Below are 23,128 nucleotides of genomic sequence, written 5' to 3'. Positions count from 1 at the left end.
TCAATTCATACCTCGTGGGCTTGCCCCGAGGTTCTTGATTCTATAAAAGATTAAGATAATTTCCAGCCTTCTCTATAATTGTGTTTTATATAATCTTCTGAAGCCTGTTTTGCATTTATAGTTTCATACTGAGTATCAAATTTTGGATCACCATTAATAACTGTAAACTTATCTGTAGTCACAATTTTGACTTCCTCATTCTCTCCAATATTTGTAATCTTCATATTTTCACCATCCCAATCTAGTTTTTTCTTAAGACCCTGCAACCTAATGGCGAGATTACCCATTACAACTACTTCATTGAAAGGCCCTGCATAAGCGAAGTTGGAACTTGCTTCTACGCGGCTTGCTTTAGGTTCTTTACAAGCTCGTACCCAATCCATTTCATGACTAAGTTCTACGCGTGGAATTACTTTTTTAACTTGTGGAGGATTGTTTTCCCTTCCTATAATATAAGGATCACGACCGTAAGTACTACATATAATGGTTCCTTTGGTACCAACAACCATGGCGCCTCCGCCACCGTCACCCATAATTTTACCGGGTTCCATTCCTGCAGGCCTTTCAGGCAACAAACCGCCATCATACCAATTGAATTTAAGTGCAGGCATTTTTACTTTATCTAGACTCGCTCTTTCAGGGAAATAATAGGTTACCATTCCTGCGATAGGAGCGCTCTCTGTATTTACTTGTGAAGAACTTCCCTCAAATGCCGTAGGATGACCAAGATTAAGTGCTAAATATACTGGATCCATAAGATGGCATCCCATATCCCCTAATGCTCCTGTTCCAAAATCCCACCAGGCTCTCCAATTCCAAGGTGTGTATGCTGGGTGATAAGGTCTGCTTTTAGCCGGTCCAAGAAATAGATCCCAGTCTAAAGTAGAAGGAACTGCTGGTTGCTCTTCAGGTCTTTCCAAACCTTGAGGCCATATAGGACGATTTGTCCAGGCATGTGCTTCAATTGGATCCCCAATTTCACCATTCTGAATCCATTCTGCGAATAATCTTGTTCCTTCATTTGAATGACCTTGATTTCCCATTTGGGTTGCAACCCCGGTTTGTTCTGCCATTCCGGTTAAATATCTGGATTCATAAATTGAATGGGTAAGCGGTTTCTGAAGATATACATGTTTACCCATGCTCATGCTGGCACCAGCAGTAAGTGCGTGGGTATGGTCTGGAGTTGCAATTACTACTGCATCTATATCCTTGTCCATTTCTTCAAGCATCCTACGGTAATCTAGGTATTTTTTTGCATTGGGATAATCATTAAAAGTTTTTGCTGAATAATCCCAATCAACATCACATAGTGCAACGATATTTTGTCCGGTTATATTTGTCAGGTTTGCCCTTCCCATACCTCCAACACCAATACCAGCTATATTAAGAGTGTCACTGGGGGCTGTAAAACCTACACCACCAAGTACGTGCCTAGGAACAATCATAACTCCGGCGGCGGTCATAGCTGTATTGGCAATGAATTTCCTCCTGGAAAGATTATTCGTTTCTTTTTTGTTTTTCTCCATAATAATAGCTTTTAAATTTTTGATGTTTGAAAAAGTTGGTTGAAATTGGTGGTTTAATTTTGGACTATATATAAAACATGGTCATATAATTAATGAAATTAGAAAAAAAACTGGAAAATGACTGCGAAATCAGAAGTTTATTATTTTTGGCAAATAATCAGTAAATTATATTTATAAATTAACTGTGCTTCATTAGTGGATTGAAAAAGACTCATTTTAATATGTTATTGTTTATAACAATTACAATTTGCTTCCTTCAGCGATTAAAAGTTTTTTTGTTGCAATTATTCCTTCTTCCGCTGTAAGTCCCTGGCCTTCATACTCTACACCTATATAGCCTTTATAGCCAGCATCTTTTACGATTTTAAGAATTTTTTGAAAATCCATGCTTGTTTCCTGACCTTCTTCGTTAAAACTATAAGATTTTGCGCTTACGGCTTTTGCAAAAGGCATCATTTCTTCAATTCCTTGGTATCTTGGATATTCTTCTGTGCATTTAGCATCCCAGCGTTCCCCGCCTTCACGTTTCAGGCAAAAATTTCCAAAGTCTGGAAGGGTTCCAACATTTGAGAGGTTCACGCCTTCCATCACCTCAACAAGAAGTTTGGCATTGGAGGATAAATAGCCGTGGTTTTCTACCAAAACATTTATGCCTTTGGTTGAGGCATATTCTCCTAATTTTTTAAGACCATCAATTGAATTGCTTTTCCATATTTCTGCATCATTGCTTCCAAAAAGATTTACTCTTATAGAATGACTGTCTAAAAACTGAGCGGCATCCACCCATTTTTTATGATTTTCAACAGCCTTGTTTCGCTCTGCTTTATCTGAAACGGCAAGATCTCCCTCACCATCTATCATAATCAAAACATTTTCAACATTATATCGTTCACTTCTGGCTTTTAAAGTATCCAAAACAGTTTGAAGGCCCATCTCTTCAACTTTTGAAGCATAAAGTCCGCTAACATATTCAATACCGGAGAATCCCATCTCATGGGCTTTTTGAGCAAAATTCATAGGATCCATTTCACCTTCAATAATTGGTTTGCTAAGGGACCATTGGGCTAGGGAAATTTTGAAAAACAATTCCTGATTCTCGGTTTGGCTCAGGTTAGTTTCAATAGTTTCCTTTGCTTCATGATTATTTTTACATGAGACCAAACTTGCCATAAAAAATAAAGCAAGTACAAATAAATGAGTAATCTTAAGGGATTTTCGTGTCATGAATTTTTGTTTAAAGGTTTTTATTTTGGTAGTAACTTTAAGAATCTTAAAAGTATACCTTCTTCAAAGATGTAAAAAAATAAACATAATTCGATATATTTGACAATATACCTCAAACGAAAAATTAATTAACCCCAGAACTGTGAGTAAGATTTATGAAAATGAAACCTATGATGCAATAGTAGTAGGTACAGGAATTAGCGGCGGATGGGCTGCCAAAGAATTGTGTGAAAAAGGCTTTAAAACCCTAGTCCTTGAACGAGGACGTATGGTAGAACATATTAAGGACTACCCAACTATGAATGACGATCCTTGGGACTATAAATTTAAAGGACAGGTTCCCAGAGAAGAGGTAAAAAAACAAGAAAAACAGGCCAGAACTGGTTATACGGTTAATGAAGCATCCAAACATTGGTTTGTGAATGACATTAAACATCCATATAATGAGACCAAAAGATTTGACTGGATTCGTGGATATCATGTTGGAGGGAGATCAATAATGTGGGGAAGACATAGTTACAGGTTAAGCGATCTAGATTTTGAAGCAAATAAAAAAGATGGTATAGCTGTAGATTGGCCTGTACGATATAAAGATGTAGCCCCTTGGTATGATTATGTAGAATCTTTTATAGGAGTAAGCGGCGAGAATCTCGGACTTCCACAATTGCCGGATGGTAAATTCTTACCAATGATGGGATTAAATTGTGTGGAAGATCATCTTAAAAAGAATATGGCTGAGAATTTTACCGACAGGGTGCTTACAGCCGGTCGCGTAGCACATATTACCAATAACGATAAATTTGAAGGCCGGGCTCCTTGCCAGTACAGGAATCGTTGTATAAGAGGTTGTCCTTATGGAGCATATTTCAGCAGTAATTCATCCACCTTACCTGCGGCAGAGCGTACAGGTAATATGACCTTGCGGCCAAATTCAATTGTGAGTGAAGTGATCTATGATCCTAATTCTAAAAAAGCTACTGGGGTTAAGGTTATTGATGTGGATTCTAAGGAAGTTCATGAATTCAAAGCAAATGTTATTTTCTTATGTGCTTCTACAATAGCATCTGCCAGTATTTTGATGCAATCCAAATCGGACAGATTCCCTAATGGAATGGGAAATGATAGCGGGGAACTTGGACATAATGTTATGGATCATCACTTTAAGGCCGGAGCTTATGGTAAATATGATGGTTTTGAGAGCAAATATTATAAAGGAAGGAAACCGAACGGAATTTACCTTCCACGTTTTAGGAATCTTTCAGAAAATGAAAATCTTGATTTTATACGTGGATACGGATATCAGGGTGGAGCAAGCAGGGATAATTGGAATGAGACTATTGCCGAAGCCAGCTATGGAAAAGAATTAAAAGAAGCGATTTCCAAACCAGGAGGTTGGACCATGGGATTGATGGGATTTGGAGAAACCCTTCCATATCACGAAAATAAAATGACCCTTAATTATGAAAAATTGGATGAATGGGGACTTCCAACCATAACCTTTGACGCCGAATTTAAAGAAAATGAATTGAAGATGCGTAAGGATATGGTAGAACAGGCTGTGTTAATGCTTGAAAAGGCAGGTTTCAGGGATGTTCAGGGCTATGATAGTATAGGAGCTCCTGGACTCGGAATCCACGAGATGGGAACAGCTAGGATGGGAAGGGATCCAAAAACTTCTGTTTTAAACGGAGACAATCAGTTGCATTCTGTGTCCAACGTTTATGTAACGGATGGTTCTTTTATGACTTCGGCGGCCTGTCAAAATCCATCCTTAACATATATGGCAATGACCGCAAGAGCTGCAGCTCACGCAGTTAAAAATTTCAAAAAATCAGAAGCTTAAATTTTTAATTATGAATAGAAGACAAGCTTTAAAAAACTTTGGTCTGGGCGCCGGAATACTTATTATAGGACCGAGTACCTTGAGTTTATTACAAAGTTGTAAAAGCGAACCTAAAAACAATTGGGAACCAAACTTTTTAAGCATTTCAAACGGTTTTGCGCTAAAACAAGTACTGAATATAATACTCCCAACGACAGATACCCCAGGTGCAGGAGATTTAAATATAGCTCAATTTATAGATTCCTACATGCATGAAGTGGCTACTAAAAAACAACAAGAGAGTTTTAATCGAAAAGCAGCTGCTTTTGCGGAAGTGTTTGAAAAGCAATATGACAAAGAGCTAAGCGAAGGTTCAGCAGAAGAATACGAGGAGATAATAGCTAAGTATTTGAGAGCAGCCCCAGAAAAGATAGAGGAATACGCAAAAAGAAACACAGAAACACAAGATCCTCAAGATAAAGATCTTAATATTAATGAAGATATAGATCTAAATATAGATGTTGGTAGTTATAGTTATCTTACTATAATTCGGGAGATGGGGATTTGGGCATGGAAAACAAGTGAAGAGGTAGGGGAAAATGTACTTTGGTATGATCCTATTCCAGGACAATATATTGCTTGTGGCTCAGTGGAAGAATTAGGAAATGGAAAGACAATGGCATTGTAGATTTAAGCTAGATATTTATTATTTCTCAAATGTTGTTTAAATAGTTATAAACATTTTGAGATTATATAGTTAATTCTATTAAATTAGATTAAGACATAATATTGAGGTTAGTTAAAGGCGACTTTTTTCGTTTTTAAACGAAAACGTTTTCGTAGATTGAACTCGGTCCTTGTTGTTATATTAACAATATTTTACCTAAGTTTATAACTTCTTAATATTTGATTAAGACAATTTCAACTAAAAACCAATTCTTATGAAAAAAATTACTTTCAGGAGCTTTTTGTTTGCTGTTGCTTTTCTGTGTTTCAGCATGGTGAACGCTCAACAAACTGTTTCCGGAACTGTTACGGATGAAAGCGGACCCATGCCCGGCGCTACTGTTGCTATTAAAGGAACATCAACAGGGACCACTACCGACTTTGATGGAAATTATACTATTAATAACGTGCCGGACGGTGGAATTCTGGTATTTAGTTTTATAGGCTACGAAACCCAAGAGATTGGTGTTAATGGACGTTCTACAATTAATGTGAATTTAGCGGCTGATGCCGCTGAATTGGAGGAAGTGGTGCTTATTGGATATGGTACAACAACCATTAAAGATGCAACAGGGTCTGTGGCATCTGTAACTTCAGAAGAATTTAATAAAGGGGTGATTGCATCACCCGAACAATTAATCCAGGGTAAAACTGCCGGGGTACAGATTTCAGAAACTTCTGGAGCACCTGGTGCGGGTATTAATGTGCGTATTAGAGGGTCCAACTCTATTCGTTCTGGTAACAACCCTTTGTTCGTAGTTGATGGGGTGCCACTTTCTTCTGGCTCAGCTCCTTCATCTAGCGTTGGTGGTATAGGTACTGCTGGTGGGCAAAACCCATTGAGCTTCCTTAATCCTAACGATATTGAGAGTATTTCCATTCTAAAAGATGCTTCAGCAACGGCGATCTATGGTTCTCGTGGCGCTAACGGAGTAGTAATTATACAAACTAAAGGGGGTAGAGGTGCTTCTGAGGGTAGATTTGAGTTCAATTTTAGTCTGGGTGTTGGAACCCCGGCGAGTGAATATGACCTTTTGAACAGCGCACAATATTTAGATGCTATCGCTTCCGTAGGAAATGATCCTGATGCTTTAGACTTTGGTTTTGATTCTGATTTTCAGGAATTTTATACTCGTACATCTTATTCAGAAAACATTGACCTTAGTTACTCAAAGAGTTATAATGGAGGAAATCTTCGTGCTTCTATTGCTTACAACGATCAGGAAGGTGTAGTTAAAAGCAGTTCTTTGGAAAGGCTAACAGCTAGGGTGAATGCCACCCAGCGTTTATTTAATGATAAATTAACCTTGAGCATTCAGGCTTCTATTTCTAAAGTTGATCAGGAAAGTGCTCCTATTAATGGAGAGGCGGGATCTACCGGTGATTTGATTGGTGCTTCTATTACACAAAATCCAACAGCACCTATAGACCCAACATTCAATCCGGGAGGTAATGTTTTGAATCCGGTAAGTATATTAAATAGTTTTCAGGGTCTTTCTGAAGTTGAAAGATTTTTAGGAAATGCTTCAGCAGAATATGCTTTTACCAGTGAGCTAAGTGCTAAAGTGACCCTAGGTATCGAAAAGGCGGAAACGGAAACTACTTCCGTGTTTGGTTCAGACGTAATCGGTCTTAATGGGGTTTCCGGTATCGGTAGAGGTAGATATGATACTTTCAACCAGGAAAATTCACTTCTTGAAGCTACCCTAAATTATAAAAAAGTATTTGACAACTCTGTTCTAGATGTGGTTGGAGGATATTCTTATCAGAAATTTGACAGGAATGGTTTCGGATCTCAAGGAGCAGGTTTTAATACCACGGATCTTAGACTAATGGCAACTCAGTTAAGAGATGCCTTTAATAGTGTTTCAGGAGCTATTGACGGCCCATACACTGTATTTGGATATGGAAATGACGGAACTTACCTAAATAATCTTTTACCATCATTTACAAGCGGAGAACTTCCGGGAGATTTTGATAGGCCTATTCCTGCTTATGTGGTGGACAATAATTTTGATAATTTTGATGAATTACAGTCATATTTTATGAGAGCGAATTATACTCTTGCTGAGAAATATTTATTTACTGGTACTTTTAGAGCAGATGGTTCTTCAACATTCGGTGAAAATAATAGATATGGTTATTTTCCTTCAGGAGCAGTTGCATGGCAGATTCATAAAGAAGATTTTATGGGGGATACATTCTCTACCTTAAAACTTCGTTTAGGTGCCGGTATTGTAGGTAGCCAAGAAGGCTTAGGTTATGGACGATTTGTTCAACGAGAACGTGCTGGAGGTAGAGGAATAAGTAACGATCTTAATGTACTACCAGCACCAGGAACCTTTATTGATGGAGACCCAAATCCAGACCTTAAATGGGAAGAAACTACAGATTATAACATAGGGGTAGATTTTGGAGTAAACAATGACAGATTTAATGGAACGGTAAACGTTTATCGTAAAGAGACAAATGACTTATTACTTCCAAGACCATCTGCTGCCCCAAGTAGTGGTTCTATTGTTTTTAGTAATCTTTCGGATGGTAAAGTGATAAACGAAGGTGTAGAACTTTCATTGGACTACGATTTTGCAAATACAAATGACTTTGGTTTTTCTGCTAATTTTAATGTAGCCTATAACTTTAATGAAGTGCGGGATACTAAATTCACAATTCCAACCGGTGCAATTAGAGGTAATGGGCTAACCAACGCTTTTGCTCAGCAATTAGAGGCAGGACAACCTTTGTTTTCATATTTTATGGCAGAGTTTACTGGATTTGATCAAGATGGGAATCCTACATACCTTGATGTGGATGGAAACGGAATAGGTGATCCTGATGCTGACAAATTTTTTGTGGGTAAAGATGCACAGGCAGATTGGAATGCTGGTTTATCTTTAAATGCGAGATACAAGAATTTTGATCTCTCTACTTATTTTAGTGGACAATTCGATTTTTACGTATATAATGCTACTGAGAATGCATTTTTTACAAAAAGTGCATTGTTGATTGGTAAAAACACCATACAGGAGGCAGCAGCAAGTAACGAGAATCCGGCTTCCACGGTAGCTGTTTCGACACGATTTCTGGAAAAAGGTGATTTTGTGAGACTTTCGTCAGCTTCATTGGGTTACAATGTGCCATTGAATGAAAGCAGTAAAGTGAATTCTGTGAGAGTAAGCGTAACAGGACAAAACTTGTTCTTGATTACCGATTATAGTGGACTGGATCCTGAAGTTTCTACTAATACTGGAAACTTAAATGATTCAGGAATCCCAACCGTAGGAATAGACTATGCTGCTTACCCAAGACCGCGTACTATATCTTTTGGTCTGAATGCATCATTTTAATAAAAAAAAAGGATAATGAAAAATAAAACAATTTTTAAAACTTCAGCCAGGTTAGTGTCGGGTTCGCTTATTTTAGCGACTATTTTCATGTCTTGTACAGATTTAGAGATAGAGGGTACTGACTCTATTATAGTAGATTCTAGCGAAGCAGGTTTTCAAGGTATTAGCGATCCAGATTCTTTTTTGGATAATTCTTATAATAGCCTAAATGGGTATATAGGGGATCAGGCAAACCTTTATGCTCTGAGCGAAGTAACAACAGATGAATCTTTGGTGCCTACTAGGGGTTCTGACTGGGGAGACAATGGGATATGGAGACAATTACATCAACATGATTGGACATCCAACCATGCCTTTCTTTTGAATGTTTGGAATCAATGGAATACATTGCATTTTCAAGGAGCTCAGGTACTTTCTGAACTAACGAATAGTACACCACAACAAGAAGCGGATGCTTATTTTCTAAGAGCACTTGGAATGTGGGTTATCCTGGATAATTTTGGTCAGGTGCCCGTACGTGATCCTGATGCTCCAATATTTGAAGACCCTATCGTAATAAGCGGACAGGAAGCAGTGGATCAAATAGTATCTGATCTTAATTTGGCTATCTCAAATTTACCAACAACAGGACCGGGAGCTGGAGTAGGAACAAGTGCTTCTCCTAACACAAGAGCGAGTAAAGCGGCTGGTAGATATTTACTAGCTAAGGTTCTTCTAAATAAGCATATTTATGTTGGGGGTGAACCAAGTGGAGCAGATATGACAGAAGTTATTAGCCTAGTAGATCAAATTACTTCAGAAGGTTATGCTCTTGAAGAAGGCTATTTCGATATCTTCAGGAACACTTTGGACAGGGAAACCATATGGTTTATACCTACTGCTGTAGGGAATAGAATTTGGAATGGACTTCATTACAATATGGCACCAGATCAAGCAGGTGGTGGATGGAATGGATTTTCTACCCTTTCCGAATTTTATGATATGTTTGAAGGAGATCCCAATTCTAATAGGGGAACCGCAGAGGGAGAGCCTCTTGACGGGCAGGAAGAACGTAGAGGATACGTTCCTCCGTCTGGATTACCGGCTGGATCATTTGATGGTTCAATTGATGAAAATGACGATGGATTCGCAGACGGTTCAAGTGTTGGTTTCGGTTTTCTTATTAATCAACAGTATGACTATGATGGGACCCCGTTAGAAGATAGAGGTGGAAATCCTTTAACTTTTAAAAGACAATTTACTGATGGGTCAGGGAATGTTAGCCTTATTAATAACAGTGAGACTACTGGTATTCGTACCATAAAATATAATCCTCGCTTTGGAGCATTTACAGAACATGAAATTTTCTTCAGATATTCTGATGCCCATTTGATGAAAGCTGAAGCAATGATGAGATCTGGTGGAGATCCTTCAGCAATGGTTAACGAGTTAAGGGTTCTTAGAAAAGCTGAGCCTCTTGCTAGTGTGACAGAAAGTGATCTTCTTGAAGAAAGAGGAAGGGAATTATATATGGAATTCTGGAGAAGAAATGATATGATTCGATTTGGTGAATTTACTAGGGATTGGTCTTTAAAATCTCCTGCTGCTGTAGGTGATCAAACAAGAACCTTATTTCCAATACCTGCAAACCAATTGATATTGAATCCTAATCTTACTCAGAACCCTGGATATTAATTTAAAGTTTTAATCCCTCATTGAGGGTTTAATTCCCCGAGGCCTGCCCGAAAAGAATTTCATTCAGGCGGGCTTGCCTCGAACCTTTAAAAGGATTTTCCAATTCATACCTCGTGGGCTTGCCCCGAGGTTCTTGATTCAAAAAATAAGAGGGCGAATTCGCCCTCTTATTTTTTTTCGAAAATATTTTAATTTAAAATTGATATTTTATTATAGCTTGCCTCAAAATACAGTTAAAGAATTCATGGTAAAAAATAAAAAAATATTCTTGATTTCTTTCTTTGCCATCCTGTTTTTTCAGGCTTGTAAAAAAGAAGAGTATCTTTTTGAAAGGATAAATGCTTCGCATTCAAATCTGTACTTCTCTAATGAACTTGATTCAAATTCAGAATTAAATATATTTAATTATCTGTATTATTATAATGGCGGTGGCGTGGCTGCCGGGGATTATAACCAGGATGGCCTAATAGATTTGTATTTCACATCTAATGAGCAAGAGGATAAACTTTTTTTAAATACCGGTAATTTTAAATTTGAAGATATTACTTCGGACTCTAAAATTGATAACTCCAAAGGATGGACTACAGGAGTTAGTAATATAGATATTAACGGAGATGGTTTACTGGACCTTTATATTTGTAAAGTAAGTGGTTTTCTTAATCTGACTGGGCATAATTTGCTCTATGTTAATCAGGGACCTAATGAAGATGGGATTCCCGTTTTTGACGAACAGGCTGCAAAATATGGACTTGATTTTTCAGGTTTTTCTACTCAGTCTGTTTTCCTGGATTATGATCTGGATGGGGATCTTGATATGTTCTTATTAAATCATTCCGTATATCCTAACAGAAATTACGGAAGAGGGGAAAAAAGGCAAAGTTATGATCTAAAATCTGGGGACCGTTTGTTTAGAAACGATAATGGATTTTTTACTGATGTCTCTTCGGAATCAGGAATATTTCAGGGAGTGATTGGTTATGGACTGGGTGTGGCAGTTGGAGATCTTAATAACGATCTGTATCCTGATATCTATGTTGGGAATGATTTCTTTGAAAATGATTATTTATATATTAATCAGAAGAATGGAAGTTTCCATGAGCTTATTTCCGATAAACCGGAAAAGTTGGGCCATACTACCCATTTTTCCATGGGAAACGACATTGCCGATATAAATAATGATGGCCTTGCAGATATCTTATCTCTAGATATGCTTCCTGAAGACCTGAAGGCTTACAAAACCTCCGGACTGGAATATCCATTTCAAACTTATGCGACCTATTTAAAGAATGGGTTTTCACCACAATACATGCAGAACACCCTACACATCAATACAGGAAATCTGAATTTTTCGGAAACTGCATTTCTTAGTGGTATTTCGGCAACAGATTGGTCTTGGGGAGCCCTTATCGCCGATTTTGATAATGACAGCCACAAGGATGTTTTTATTACCAACGGAATAAAAGGCGCTACCAACGATATGGATTTTATCAAGTATATTTCAAATGAAAAAATTCAGAAACAACTAAGCCAAGGAAATTTTAAAAATTATGATGATCTTATAAAAGAGCTACCTCAAAAGAAAATATCCAATTACATATTTCAGAACCAGGGAGACAATACTTTTGCAAATCGAAAAAATGAATGGCTAAATGCGGAACCTAGCTTTAGTCACGGTGTTGTATATGCCGATCTTGATAATGACGGGGACCTGGATTTAATAGTGAACAACACAGATGAGAATGCCGGGATTTTTAAAAATAATTCAGAGAAAACTATTAAAAACAATTTTCTTAAGGTTCAGCTTAAAGGAGATAATTCCAACAAATTTGGTATTGGTGCAAAAATCATTTTATATTACGGAGATAAAATTCAGCAACAGGAACATTATTTAAGCAGGGGTTACCTTTCTTCTCTGGCTCCGGGATTGCATTTTGGTCTCGGTAGTCATTCTCTAATAGATTCATTAAAGGTAATCTGGCCGGGATTTTCAACTGAAACCAAATACAAAATTAAAACCAATAGAAGTATTGAACTCAATATAAACGATGCCGACAGCCTTATTTTCAAAAAACCTCAAATCAGTTCTATTTTTACTAGAAGGGATTCTTTGATAGATTATAAACATGTCGAACAATCTACATTGGAATTTAATCGTGAACCTCTAATTCCTTTTGGTTATGCTAATCAGAGTCCACGTGCCGCAGTAGCCGATATCAACAAAGATGGTCTTGACGATCTCGTAATTGGCGGAGGAAAAACACAGATCTTGAATTTGTGGTTGCAAAATATAGATGGGAGTTTAGAGAAATCTAAGCAAAAAATATTTGAGGAAGATGCTATATCAGAAGATACCGATCAATTGTTTCTGGATGTAGATGGTGATATGGATCAGGATTTAATAGTGGTTGGGGGGGGTAATGAATTTACTAAAGGAAAACCTTTACAACCGCGATTATACCTAAATGAAAACGGAAAATTCTGCTTGGATGATCAACAATTTAAGGGAATCACCCTAAATGCTTCGGGCGTAACCACGGTAGATTTAAATGTAGACGGCTTTCCCGACCTTTGTTTTAGTGCAAATATAGTCCCGGGGGAATACGGTAAAACTCCTGTGCAATATTTATTTTTAAACGATGGCAATGGTAACTTTACAGAAGTAACCAGTCAATATTCTGAATCCTTCAGGAATGTCGGAAATATTCAGGATATCATTTGGATCGATATAAATAAAGATAATATTGAGGATGCCATAATGGTTGGTCATTGGATGCCTGTCACTATATTTCTGAATAATGGGAGGAAGCTCAGCAAACTGGATGTCGGGCTTGAAGATACGAACGGATGGTGGAATGCGGTGATTGCAGAAGATTTTGATGGCGATGGGGATATAGATATTGTTGCAGGAAACTGGGGGCTTAATTCCAGGCTTAATGCTTCCTTAGAAAAACCTTTAAAGCTTTATCTTGGAGATTTTGATGGAAACGGATCTATAGATCCAGTAGTGAGTTATTTTTATGAAGATAAGGAAACAGCTTTTGCTTCTAAGGATGAACTTGACCACCAAATGCCATTTTTAAAAAAGAAATTTCCTAGTTACAAAGATTATGCAGATGCCGATTTTTCTGAGATTCTAACCCGGGAAAATCAGAAGAATGCGGAAGTGAAACAGGTTTTTGAATTAGCCAGTTGCTATTTTGAAAATAATGGAGATAATACTTTTACAAAGCGTGTTTTACCTTTTGAGACACAGGTTTCGGCAATCTTTGGTATAGATACACAGGATTTTAACAGTGATGGCTTTCCCGATCTTTTTTTGGTAGGAAATAACTATGAAATTAGCACTCAATTGGGTAGATTAGACGCCAGTCATGGAACTGTTCTTATCAATGATAAGAAGGGTTTTTTTCAAACTTATAAAAAGGAAATACCTGATATTTCAGGGGCTGCCCGGGATATTCAGGAAATCTGTATTAATGGTGAGTTACATCTTATTGTAACATTTAATAATAGTACTCCAACTATTTTGAAAATTAATAATTAAATAAAAATGAAAGCCCTATCATATTTGTCAATTATCAGCCTAATTCTTTTTTCAGCACTTATCTCCTGCAACAATAAGGAGAAAAAAGAAGAAAAGTTAGAGGTAAATAAAAACACACTTTTTTCTTTAATGCCATCTGAGGAGACCGGAGTATATTTTATAAATGAAGTAAAAAATAGCCCCGATTTTAATATTTTCAAGTATCGTAATTTTTATAATGGGGGTGGAGTAGCTATTGGTGATATAAATAATGATGGTTTGCCTGATATTTACTTTACCGGCAATATGAAACCCAATAAACTATATCTAAATAAGGGTGATTTTCAATTTGAAGATATTTCGGCATCTGCGGGGGTGGAAGGAAACAAGCCATGGTCTACAGGTGTTAACATGGTAGACATCAATAATGACGGGCTGCTTGATATTTATGTGAGCAATGCCGGCAATATGGAGGGGGACAATCATAATAACGAACTATATATCAACAACGGTGATCTAACATTTACCGAAAAAGCCAAAGAATATAATCTTGCCGAAACCGGTTTTAGCACCCATGCCTCTTTCTTTGATTATGATAAGGATGGCGATCTGGATGTATATATATTGAATAATAGTAATATTCCTGTGAGTAGCTTGGGATTTGCGGAACAGCGGGAAGTAAGGGCCCAGGACTGGGAAGGTATTCCAAAAATTTTTCGAGGGGTTGGAGATATGTTATTGCGCAATGATGATGGCAAATTTGTAGATGTTAGTGAAGAAGCGAATATTTATGGAAGTTTGATTGGGTTTGGTTTGGGCGTAGTGGTGAGTGATTTTAATAATGATTTGTATCCCGATATTTATGTTTCCAATGATTTTTACGAAAGGGATTATCTATATATCAATAATCAGGATGGAACTTTTACCGAAGATATTGAAAACTGGACTTCACATTTAAGTCTTTCAGCCATGGGAGTGGATATAGCAGATATTAACAATGATGGTTATGCCGATATTTTCGTTACTGATATGTTGCCCGATACTGAAGAGAGAGTAAAATCTGTTATGGAATTTGAAAGTTATAATGTTTTTAAGCTCAAACAAAGCAAGGATTTCTTTCAACAGTATATCCATAATACACTTCAGCTAAACAATGGTAATAATACATTTTCTGAAATAGCACACTTTAGTGGTGTTGAAAGTACAGACTGGAGCTGGGCGGGTTTAATTTTTGATATGGATAACGATGGAAATCGTGATATTTATGTGACCAACGGAATCAATCACGATCTTACGGATCTTGATTTTGTAGATTTTTTTGCGAATGAGATTATTCAGAAAATGGCTCTAACAGGAAAAAAAGAGGCTATAGATTCAATAATTAATAAGATGCCAATTACACCGCTTCCTAATTATGCTTTTCAGAATATGGGAAAACTTAAATTTGAAAATTCGGCGGAAAAATGGGGTTTAGGAATCCCTAGTTTATCAAATGGTAGTGCTTATGGAGATCTGGATAATGATGGGGATCTTGATCTTGTAGTGAATAATGTAAATATGGAATCCTTTATTTACAAAAATAATACAGATAAATTAAAAGACAGAAATTATTTACGAATTCAATTAAAAGGAAATCAGAAGAATAGTTTTGGGATTGGAAGTATCATCAGGCTTTATCAAGACGATGAGATCTTTATGCAGGAGCAGAATCCATCAAGAGGTTTCCAGTCGTCTATGGATTATACGATGAACATTGGTCTGGGAAAAATTAAAAAAATAGATTCTTTAAGGATTATATGGCCCGATAACTCTACACAATTGCTTGCCAATATTAAAACCAATACCACCTTAGTTCTGAATCAAAGTGAAGCGCTGGAAAAATATAATCCGAAACCGATAAAAAGACAGGCGCAGTTGTTCACCGAATTATCAGATAAAATTTTTGAAACTCATAGAGAGAATTCTTACACAGATTTTGATTATGAAGGATTGATCTATAAAAAAATGTCTCAGGAAGGACCTTCGGTTGCTGTTGCCGATATTAATGGAGATGGAAATGAGGACATATTTATTGGAGGAGCAAAGGGACAACCTGGAATTATCTATATCAATAAGGGGAACGGAAATTTAGAGAAATCTGCGCAACCGGCTCTTGATACCGACTTTCTTTTTGAAGATACTGCCGCTTCATTTTTTGATTTTGATGGTGATGGGGATCAGGATCTTATGCTTGGCTCAGGAGGCAATGAAGTAGGAGAAGAGAGTAATTACAGGGCCCGGCTATATATTAACGATGGGAAGGGAAGATTTTCGCCTTATACAGGGGTAATTCCGTCATTAAACCAAAATGTTGCGGTTATTGCCCCCTACGATTTTGATCAAGACGGTGATATGGATGTTTTTATAGGTTCCAGAAGTGTAGTCCTTAATTACGGTATAGATCCTCCGCACTTATTTTTGGAAAATACAGGGGATGGTAATTTTTCAAATGCTACGGAAAGGATCCTTTACGATGTTAAATATGCTGGTATGATCACCGATGCTATCTGGGAGGATATAGATGGAGATGGCAAAAAAGACCTCATAACGGTTTCAGATTGGGGCGCACCCAAGATTTTTAAAAATTCAGGAAGAAGACTTTCATTTTTCAAGAGTAATTTAACCGATTACACAGGCTGGTGGAATACAATAGAAGCTGCCGATATCGATAATGATGGCGACCAGGATCTAATAATTGGTAACAAAGGGTCTAATATTCCATATAAGCCTTCTATGGAACAACCTATGAAAATGTGGATCAACGATTTTGACAGCAATGGTAATATTGAACAAATTGTGACCCAGCATAAAAATGGGAAAGATTATCCTATACACATGAAAAGGGAGATGATCTCCCAGCTGGTTTTTCTGAAAAAAGAAAATTTAAAAGCATCTGAATATGCTAAAAAGTCTATAAGTGAATTAATGCCGAAAGACAAACTTGACAATGTAATTGTAAAAGATGTTGCGATTCCTGAAACAATTATCGCTATTAACGACGGCAAAGGAAATTTTAAAATCAAAATACTGCCCAGCCGCATCCAGTTTTCCAATGTAAATAGCATTTCCGTTATAGATGTGAATAACGACGGAAATCTGGATCTGGTAATGGCTGGGAATAATTACGAGTTTAAACCACAGTTTTCAAGACAGGATGTTAGCTTTGGAGATGTACTGCTTGGAGACGGTGAAATGAATTTTGATTGGCAAGAGTATTCCAAAAGCGGATTTTCTATTAAAGGGGAGGTAAAACACCTGCGCCGATTTAAAGATAAGAATGGAAGACAATTTATAATAGTGGCTATTAACGATAAAAAACCTAAAATTTTTGAAATCAATAATTAATAGGACATTAATTTTTTTGGTCCTCATCGGTTGTCTATTTGGATGTATTAAAAAGGAAGAAAAGTTTTTATCAATCCTGCCGGCAGAAACTTCGGGGATAGATTTCATTAATAAACTTACCGAAAACCGGGATCAGAATATTCTCGATTACCTCTACTACTATAACGGCGGGGGAGTAAGTTTAGGCGATATTAACAATGATGGTTTGCCGGATATCTATTTTACAGGAAATCAGGTAAAAAATCGTCTTTATCTTAATAAAGGAAATTTAAAATTCGAGGATATTACAGGAAAAGCCGGAGTTCAGGGCAACAGCACCTGGAATACAGGATCTACCATGGCTGATGTTAACGGGGATGGTCTTCTTGATATTTATATCTGTGCCGTGGTAGGAGTAAACGGTTTTATCGGTTATAATGAGCTCTATATCAATAACGGAGATCTCACATTCTCGGAAAAAGCTAAAGAATTTGGACTTGATCTGGAAAATTACTCTTCTCAGGCAGCTTTTTTTGATGCCGATAATGATGGAGATCTGGACATGTACTTACTAAATCATGCCATTCATACCAATAAATCTTTTGGTCCTGCTGAAATTAGGAATAACAGGGTTTACGAGAGTGGCGACAAATTATTTCTAAATGAAAATGGAAAATTTATAGATGTAAGTGAAGAAGCGGGGATTTATGGTGGTGCAAATAGTTACGGACTTGGTATTAGCACCGCCGATTTTAATAACGATGGTTTTACAGATATTTACGTTGGGAACGATTTTCATGAAGATGATTATTATTACCTGAATAATGGGGATGGTACTTTTACTGAAAGCCTTAAAACTAAATTTGGGCACGTGTCAAAGTTTTCCATGGGTAGTGATGTGGCCGATATTAATAATGACGGATTTATAGATCTAATTACGCTGGATATGCTGCCGGAAAATGAGAAAATCCTCAAAGTCTCTGCAGGTGAAGATGATGTAAATCTCCATAATCTAAAAATAGATCGACTGGGATACCATCCTCAATACAGCCGTAATATGCTACAGTTAAATATGAACGGGGATTATTTTGCTGAAACTGCACTTATGAGCGGAGTTGCTGCCACAGATTGGAGCTGGGGTGCCCTTTTTACAGATCTTGATCAGGACGGGCAACAGGATCTTTTTATCACAAACGGGATTCCCAAACGCCCGAATGATCTTGATTATATTAAATACACTTCCAATGAACAAATTAAGCAACAACTCGATCAAACCACATTGGTAGATAACGAAGCGCTGGAAAAAATGCCTTCGGGAGCGGTTACCAATTATGTTTTTAAAGGTAATTCCAACGGTACATTTGAAGATATGTCTGATATATGGATTGCAAATGATTCAGTGATCTCTACTGGTGTAGCCTACGCTGATCTGGATAACGATGGGGATATTGATATAGTTACCAATAATATTAATAAACCACCGAGCCTCTACATCAATAATGAACCAACCGGCAATTATCTTAAAATAAAATTAAGCGCAGGAAATGGAAACACATTTGGTATCGGGAGTAAAGCGATACTTTATACCGATAAAGGAAAACAATACCGCCAATTATATACTACAAAGGCATACCAGTCCTCTTCGGAACCAATAATTCATTTTGGAATTCCTAAAAACACCCGCATAGATTCACTTAGCATTATTTGGCCAGACCAGACTTTAAAAACGCTAACCTCAGTGAAACCAAACAGTATGCTGGAAATAAAATGGGAAGCTACTAATAAGAAAGCCGATCTTATGGAATTGTTCCAAAAAAAGAATAAATCCTGGTTTTCTAAAGCTGAATCTGATTTTGGCCTTAATTATAAACATGAGGAAAATCTTTATGAAGATTTTGATCTTCAAAAATTAATACCTCATAAGATCTCAGATCTTGGTCCCGCAGTGGAAGTAGCCGATCTAAACAATGATGGCCTGGATGATGTCCTGTTTGGGGCGTCCAGGTTTAGTCCATCAGTGGTGTTTTTTCAGGATAAAAAAGGTTTTACCATGGAGAAACCCAAAGGTATCCTTAATGATTCCCTTTACGAGGATACCGATATCGAAATTGCCGATTTTAATAATGATGGTAAAAAGGATGTTTTAATTGTTTCTGGGGGAGGAGAATCTGTAGGAAATGATAAGTGGTTACTGGACCGACTTTATTTAAATGAAGCTGGAGATTTTAGAAAAGATAGCCTTTTCCCCAAAATATACTCAAACTCTTCGGTTATAAAATCGGCTGATTATGACGGGGATGGTGATCTAGATCTTTTTATCGGTTCCAACGCTGTCAACTACAAATATGGAGAAATACCAAAGGCATATTTACTCAGGAATGAGAATGGAGCTTTTGTGATTAATGACCAATCCCGGATTTTTGAGGATCTGGGAATGATCAATGACGCAATTTGGGAAGATTTCGACAACGATGGTGATCTTGATCTTATTGTCGTGGGGGAATGGATGGCTCCTAAGTTTCTGGAGAACAGGAATGGAATTTTTGTAGATGTGACCGGTAGCTTAATTTCTCAAAAATTAAATGGCTTATGGCAGCAAATTTTGCCATTAGATATAGACAAAGATGGGGATACCGATTATCTTCTTGGAAATTGGGGGTTGAATACAAAATTTAAAGCTTCCACGGAATATCCCCTTTTGATGTACTTTAAGGATTTTGATAAGAATGGCTTACCTGAAACATTACTAGCAACTGAAAAAAATGAAAAATATTATTTCATTCACGGCTTGGATGAGCTTGCTTCCCAATTACCTGTGCTTATAAGAAAAAGGTTTGCCACCTATAAAGATTTTGCAGGTAAAACTGTCCAAGAGATTTTTAGTAAAGAAGAACTGGAAGTTGCTTCCAAGAGAGAAGTGCATACACTGGCTTCCGGGTATCTTGAAAATAACAATGGAAAATTTATTTTCAGGGAGTTTGATATGCAGTTGCAGGTGGCGCCTATAAAGGCCATGCTCAGGTATGATTTTAATAAAGACGGTAATGAAGAAGTGTTGATAGGCGGTAATTATTTTGGTGTTACTCCTTATCATGGAAGGTTTGATGCCTTTGGCGGTGCCCTTCTAATAAATGCCGATAAAATTCTGAATTCCAATGAAATTGGTTTAAATTTATCCCAAAAGTCTGTTAGAGATTTTTCCATAATTGAAATACAGCAGCAAGCTTATTTATTGATTACAATAAATGATGCCGAATCTGAATTGTATAAAATAATTGATTGATATGAAGAATTTCATTTTACTTGTTTTTTCTTCTATACTTATCTTTTCCTGTAAAAATGAGCCCCAAAAAATTGAAGTCACATCAGGAGATTTCCACGCGGCTAATGATCATCTTACCAGGGTAATGGTGCATGATATATTTTCTCCGCCTGTTGCGAGCCGTGTTTATTCATACTCTAATATAGCTGCCTACGAGGTAATGGCGCAGTTTGATAAAGATTATAAAAGTCTGGCCGGTCAATTAACAGATCTTGGACCCGCTCCTATAACTACCTCAGAACTAATTAATCCTGAAATAGCTGCCGTGGTGGCTTTTTACGAAATTGGTAAAAATCTTGTGTTTTCAGAAGAAAGACTTATAGTTAAGAGAGATAGCATTTTTAATATTTGGAAAACTAAGGACGAAGAAACTTTTAAAGCTTCTGAAGCCTATGGTTTGCAGGTTGCAAGCCATATTAGAAAATGGATGTCCAAGGATAATTATTCCGAAACACGTACCATGCCTAAGTTTTCTGTACATACAGATGAGGAGAGCCGATGGCAGCCCACCCCACCCACTTATATGGATGGTATAGAACCACACTGGAGCAAAATACGACCATTTGCCATTAATGCAGCCAATCAGTTCAAACCAGTGCCACCACCAGAGTTTTCTATGGAGCCGGGAAGTCGTTTCCACAACGAATTGATGGAAGTTTATAATATTCGTGAAGAGATTGCAAAAGACGAAGAGAATAGTGAGAAGATGGCTATTGCTAAGTTTTGGGACTGTAATCCTTATGTTTCTATCCTAAGAGGACATCTTATGTTCGCAACCAAAAAAATCACTCCTGGTGGTCATTGGATGGGGGTTACCAAAATAGCTTGTCAGAAATCCGGAGCCGATTTTAATAAATCTGTCTATGCTTACACTAAAGTTTCTGTAGCGCTTGCTGATGGTTTTATTAGCTGTTGGGAAGAGAAATATCGCAGTAATCTGGTTCGTCCCGAAACTCTGATTAATAAATACATTGACGATAGCTGGACTTCAGTATTGCAAACCCCGCCATTTCCTGAATATACTAGTGGACATTCTGTAGTTTCAGGTGCCGCGGCTATTGTGCTTACAGATATTTTTGGAGATGATTTTAGTTTTGATGATGATACTGAAGTGGATTATGGTCTTCCGGTTAGAAGTTTTAAATCATTTAAAGATGCCTCGAGGGAGGCAGCAGAGAGCAGGTTATATGGAGGAATTCATTATAGGGCCGCCATTGAAGTAGGTTTAGACCAGGGCCAAGCAATTGGGAACTATATTGTAAATAAGTTAGAAATGACCAATTCCAAAGAGAAATTAGCGGCCAAGTAATTCTATGAAAAAAATAATTTTATTATTCCTTACGTTATTGCTTTCTGGATTGATCTGGTACTTATTTATAAAAAAATATGATTATCAATTCACGATGGACGCAAAATATGGTCCAGGTAACTCATATCACGATATTTTAGAATGGAAAAGATTTAATCCTGAACTTACCGAAGATAATATTGCGGTCATCCAAGGCGAACCTTTCAAAAATCTGACACAAAAAGTAAATTCTTTTAGCAATTCCCAGATAGAATTCTATTGGGAGTTTGAAAAAAGAAACGACAGCCTTACAGAAGTTGTGCTAAATGTTAGATCTGAAGAAAATTCATTGGTTAACCGCCTAGATATCATAAACCCCTTTGTGAAAAGTAAATATATAGATAGTTTAAAACAAAATTTATTAACTTTTAGACAGAGATTGAAAAATGAACAAACGGCCTATCGTATTCAAATTACCGATAGTATAATCATTTCACCTGCTCTGGACTGTATATGTCATATTTCTGAAAATATTCCTGTAAAAGGAAAGGCCATAGAAATGGTAGGAACCATTGATATTCTGGAAGATTACATTCTAAATCGTAATCTAAAATTAACAGGAAATCCATTTGTGAAGATCATTAAATGGAATAGGGAGGAGAATATTATAGATTTTGAATTTTGTTTCCCGGTGAATCTTGTCCAGGATATAAGGCCTACAGAAGAAGTGAAATTCAGGCAATTTCCATCATCCACCGCATTAAAAGCGGTATTCAACGGAAACTATAGGTTATCTCATAAAGCCTGGTTTGACCTACTTTACACGGCCGATGAAAAGAATTTGAAAACTCAAGGACTACCATTGGAAGTTTTTTATAATAATCCAAATGTAGAAAGTACTCCATCACCTACATGGAAGGCGGTAATCTATCTACCAGTAGCGGAATGATAAATATTCTTAGATCTTCATTAAAAAGGCATAGCCATTTTTAATCCCTCATTGAGGCTTTGATTTCCCGAGGCTCTTGATTTTCTCTCTTAATATTTTTATTTCAATTTTGATCTCTTCACCTATATTTTCAATATCCACCAAATATGAACCTGGTTTTTAGAGGGAGTTGTATGTTAAAAAGAACACCCGATTATTGAATAAGCCCTATCTCAAAAAATTTCGATAGTAGTTCTTCTATAAAAAATTTGGTGGCGTAGGTTAATTTGATGTTAACGTAGATAATAATGCATTTATAAATGGTTTTCATTAATAATACATACATTGTCGATTAATTTTATTTTCAATATTTTCAAAAACA

General features: G+C 36.9%; 11 protein-coding genes. 9 read left to right on the top strand and 2 right to left on the bottom strand.

The features are described from left to right. Positions 1-50 precede the first annotated feature (50 nt). On the bottom strand, positions 51-1,529 hold the full coding sequence (locus ES724_RS03800) for a Gfo/Idh/MocA family protein (RefSeq protein WP_146929763.1): 1,479 nt from the start codon (positions 1,527-1,529) through the stop codon (positions 51-53). Positions 1,530-1,769: 240 nt separating this feature from the next. Beyond that, complete coding sequence (locus ES724_RS03795; protein ID WP_146929760.1) at positions 1,770-2,753, bottom strand: sugar phosphate isomerase/epimerase family protein; 984 nt, start codon at positions 2,751-2,753, stop codon at positions 1,770-1,772. Positions 2,754-2,895: 142 nt separating this feature from the next. On the opposite strand from ES724_RS03795, the gene ES724_RS03790 reads away from it, so the two are divergent. From ES724_RS03790 to ES724_RS03750, 9 genes are all read left to right on the top strand, one after another. Next, entirely contained in the window at positions 2,896-4,596 is a 1,701-nt protein-coding gene (locus ES724_RS03790; protein ID WP_146929757.1) for a GMC oxidoreductase, read from the top strand. 10 nt (positions 4,597-4,606) lie between these two features. Then, positions 4,607-5,263, top strand: a complete 657-nt coding sequence (locus ES724_RS03785) for a gluconate 2-dehydrogenase subunit 3 family protein (RefSeq protein ID WP_146929755.1) — start codon at positions 4,607-4,609, stop codon at positions 5,261-5,263. A 253-nt stretch (positions 5,264-5,516) separates the two neighbouring features. Continuing rightward, the gene (locus ES724_RS03780) at positions 5,517-8,648 is read left to right on the top strand and encodes a SusC/RagA family TonB-linked outer membrane protein (protein WP_146929752.1); all 3,132 of its coding nucleotides are present in this window, start codon (positions 5,517-5,519) and stop codon (positions 8,646-8,648) included. A gap of 15 nt (positions 8,649-8,663) precedes the next feature. Next, positions 8,664-10,322 (top strand): RagB/SusD family nutrient uptake outer membrane protein, encoded by a 1,659-nt coding sequence (locus tag ES724_RS03775; RefSeq protein ID WP_146929749.1) that lies wholly within the window; start codon positions 8,664-8,666, stop codon positions 10,320-10,322. Positions 10,323-10,566: 244 nt separating this feature from the next. Beyond that, positions 10,567-13,866 carry a VCBS repeat-containing protein gene (locus ES724_RS03770; protein ID WP_146929746.1) on the top strand — a complete coding sequence of 1,100 codons (3,300 nt, stop codon included), beginning with the start codon at positions 10,567-10,569 and terminating at the stop codon, positions 13,864-13,866. A 6-nt stretch (positions 13,867-13,872) separates the two neighbouring features. Continuing rightward, positions 13,873-17,229 (top strand): FG-GAP-like repeat-containing protein, encoded by a 3,357-nt coding sequence (locus ES724_RS03765; RefSeq protein WP_146929743.1) that lies wholly within the window; start codon positions 13,873-13,875, stop codon positions 17,227-17,229. Continuing rightward, positions 17,213-20,491, top strand: coding sequence for a VCBS repeat-containing protein (locus ES724_RS03760; protein ID WP_246136811.1), 3,279 nt, complete (start codon positions 17,213-17,215; stop codon positions 20,489-20,491). Before ES724_RS03765 ends, ES724_RS03760 begins: the two co-directional genes overlap by 17 nt. A gap of 1 nt (position 20,492) precedes the next feature. Next, positions 20,493-21,839 (top strand): vanadium-dependent haloperoxidase, encoded by a 1,347-nt coding sequence (locus ES724_RS03755; RefSeq protein WP_146929737.1) that lies wholly within the window; start codon positions 20,493-20,495, stop codon positions 21,837-21,839. Positions 21,840-21,843: 4 nt separating this feature from the next. Next, positions 21,844-22,767, top strand: a complete 924-nt coding sequence (locus ES724_RS03750) for a GyrI-like domain-containing protein (protein ID WP_146929735.1) — start codon at positions 21,844-21,846, stop codon at positions 22,765-22,767. The last annotated feature ends 361 nt before the right edge of the window (positions 22,768-23,128 follow it).

Origin of the sequence: Gillisia hiemivivida, assembly GCF_007997295.1 — a bacterium.
GTDB lineage: Bacteria > Bacteroidota > Bacteroidia > Flavobacteriales > Flavobacteriaceae > Gillisia > Gillisia hiemivivida.
The sequence above is the reverse complement of the archived record's forward strand: the minus strand, read 5'-3'. Positions and strand labels throughout refer to the sequence as shown.

Bases quoted from the DNA above. Each gene is read 5' to 3' on its own strand.
- ES724_RS03800 (WP_146929763.1), bottom strand. From the start codon at position 1,529: ATGGAGAAAAACAAAAAAGAAACGAATAATCTTTCCAGGAGGAAATTC.
- ES724_RS03795 (WP_146929760.1), bottom strand. From the start codon at position 2,753: ATGACACGAAAATCCCTTAAGATTACTCATTTATTTGTACTTGCTTTA.
- ES724_RS03785 (WP_146929755.1), top strand. From the start codon at position 4,607: ATGAATAGAAGACAAGCTTTAAAAAACTTTGGTCTGGGCGCCGGAATA.
- ES724_RS03780 (WP_146929752.1), top strand. From the start codon at position 5,517: ATGAAAAAAATTACTTTCAGGAGCTTTTTGTTTGCTGTTGCTTTTCTG.
- ES724_RS03775 (WP_146929749.1), top strand. From the start codon at position 8,664: ATGAAAAATAAAACAATTTTTAAAACTTCAGCCAGGTTAGTGTCGGGT.
- ES724_RS03770 (WP_146929746.1), top strand. From the start codon at position 10,567: ATGGTAAAAAATAAAAAAATATTCTTGATTTCTTTCTTTGCCATCCTG.
- ES724_RS03765 (WP_146929743.1), top strand. From the start codon at position 13,873: ATGAAAGCCCTATCATATTTGTCAATTATCAGCCTAATTCTTTTTTCA.
- ES724_RS03755 (WP_146929737.1), top strand. From the start codon at position 20,493: ATGAAGAATTTCATTTTACTTGTTTTTTCTTCTATACTTATCTTTTCC.
- ES724_RS03750 (WP_146929735.1), top strand. From the start codon at position 21,844: ATGAAAAAAATAATTTTATTATTCCTTACGTTATTGCTTTCTGGATTG.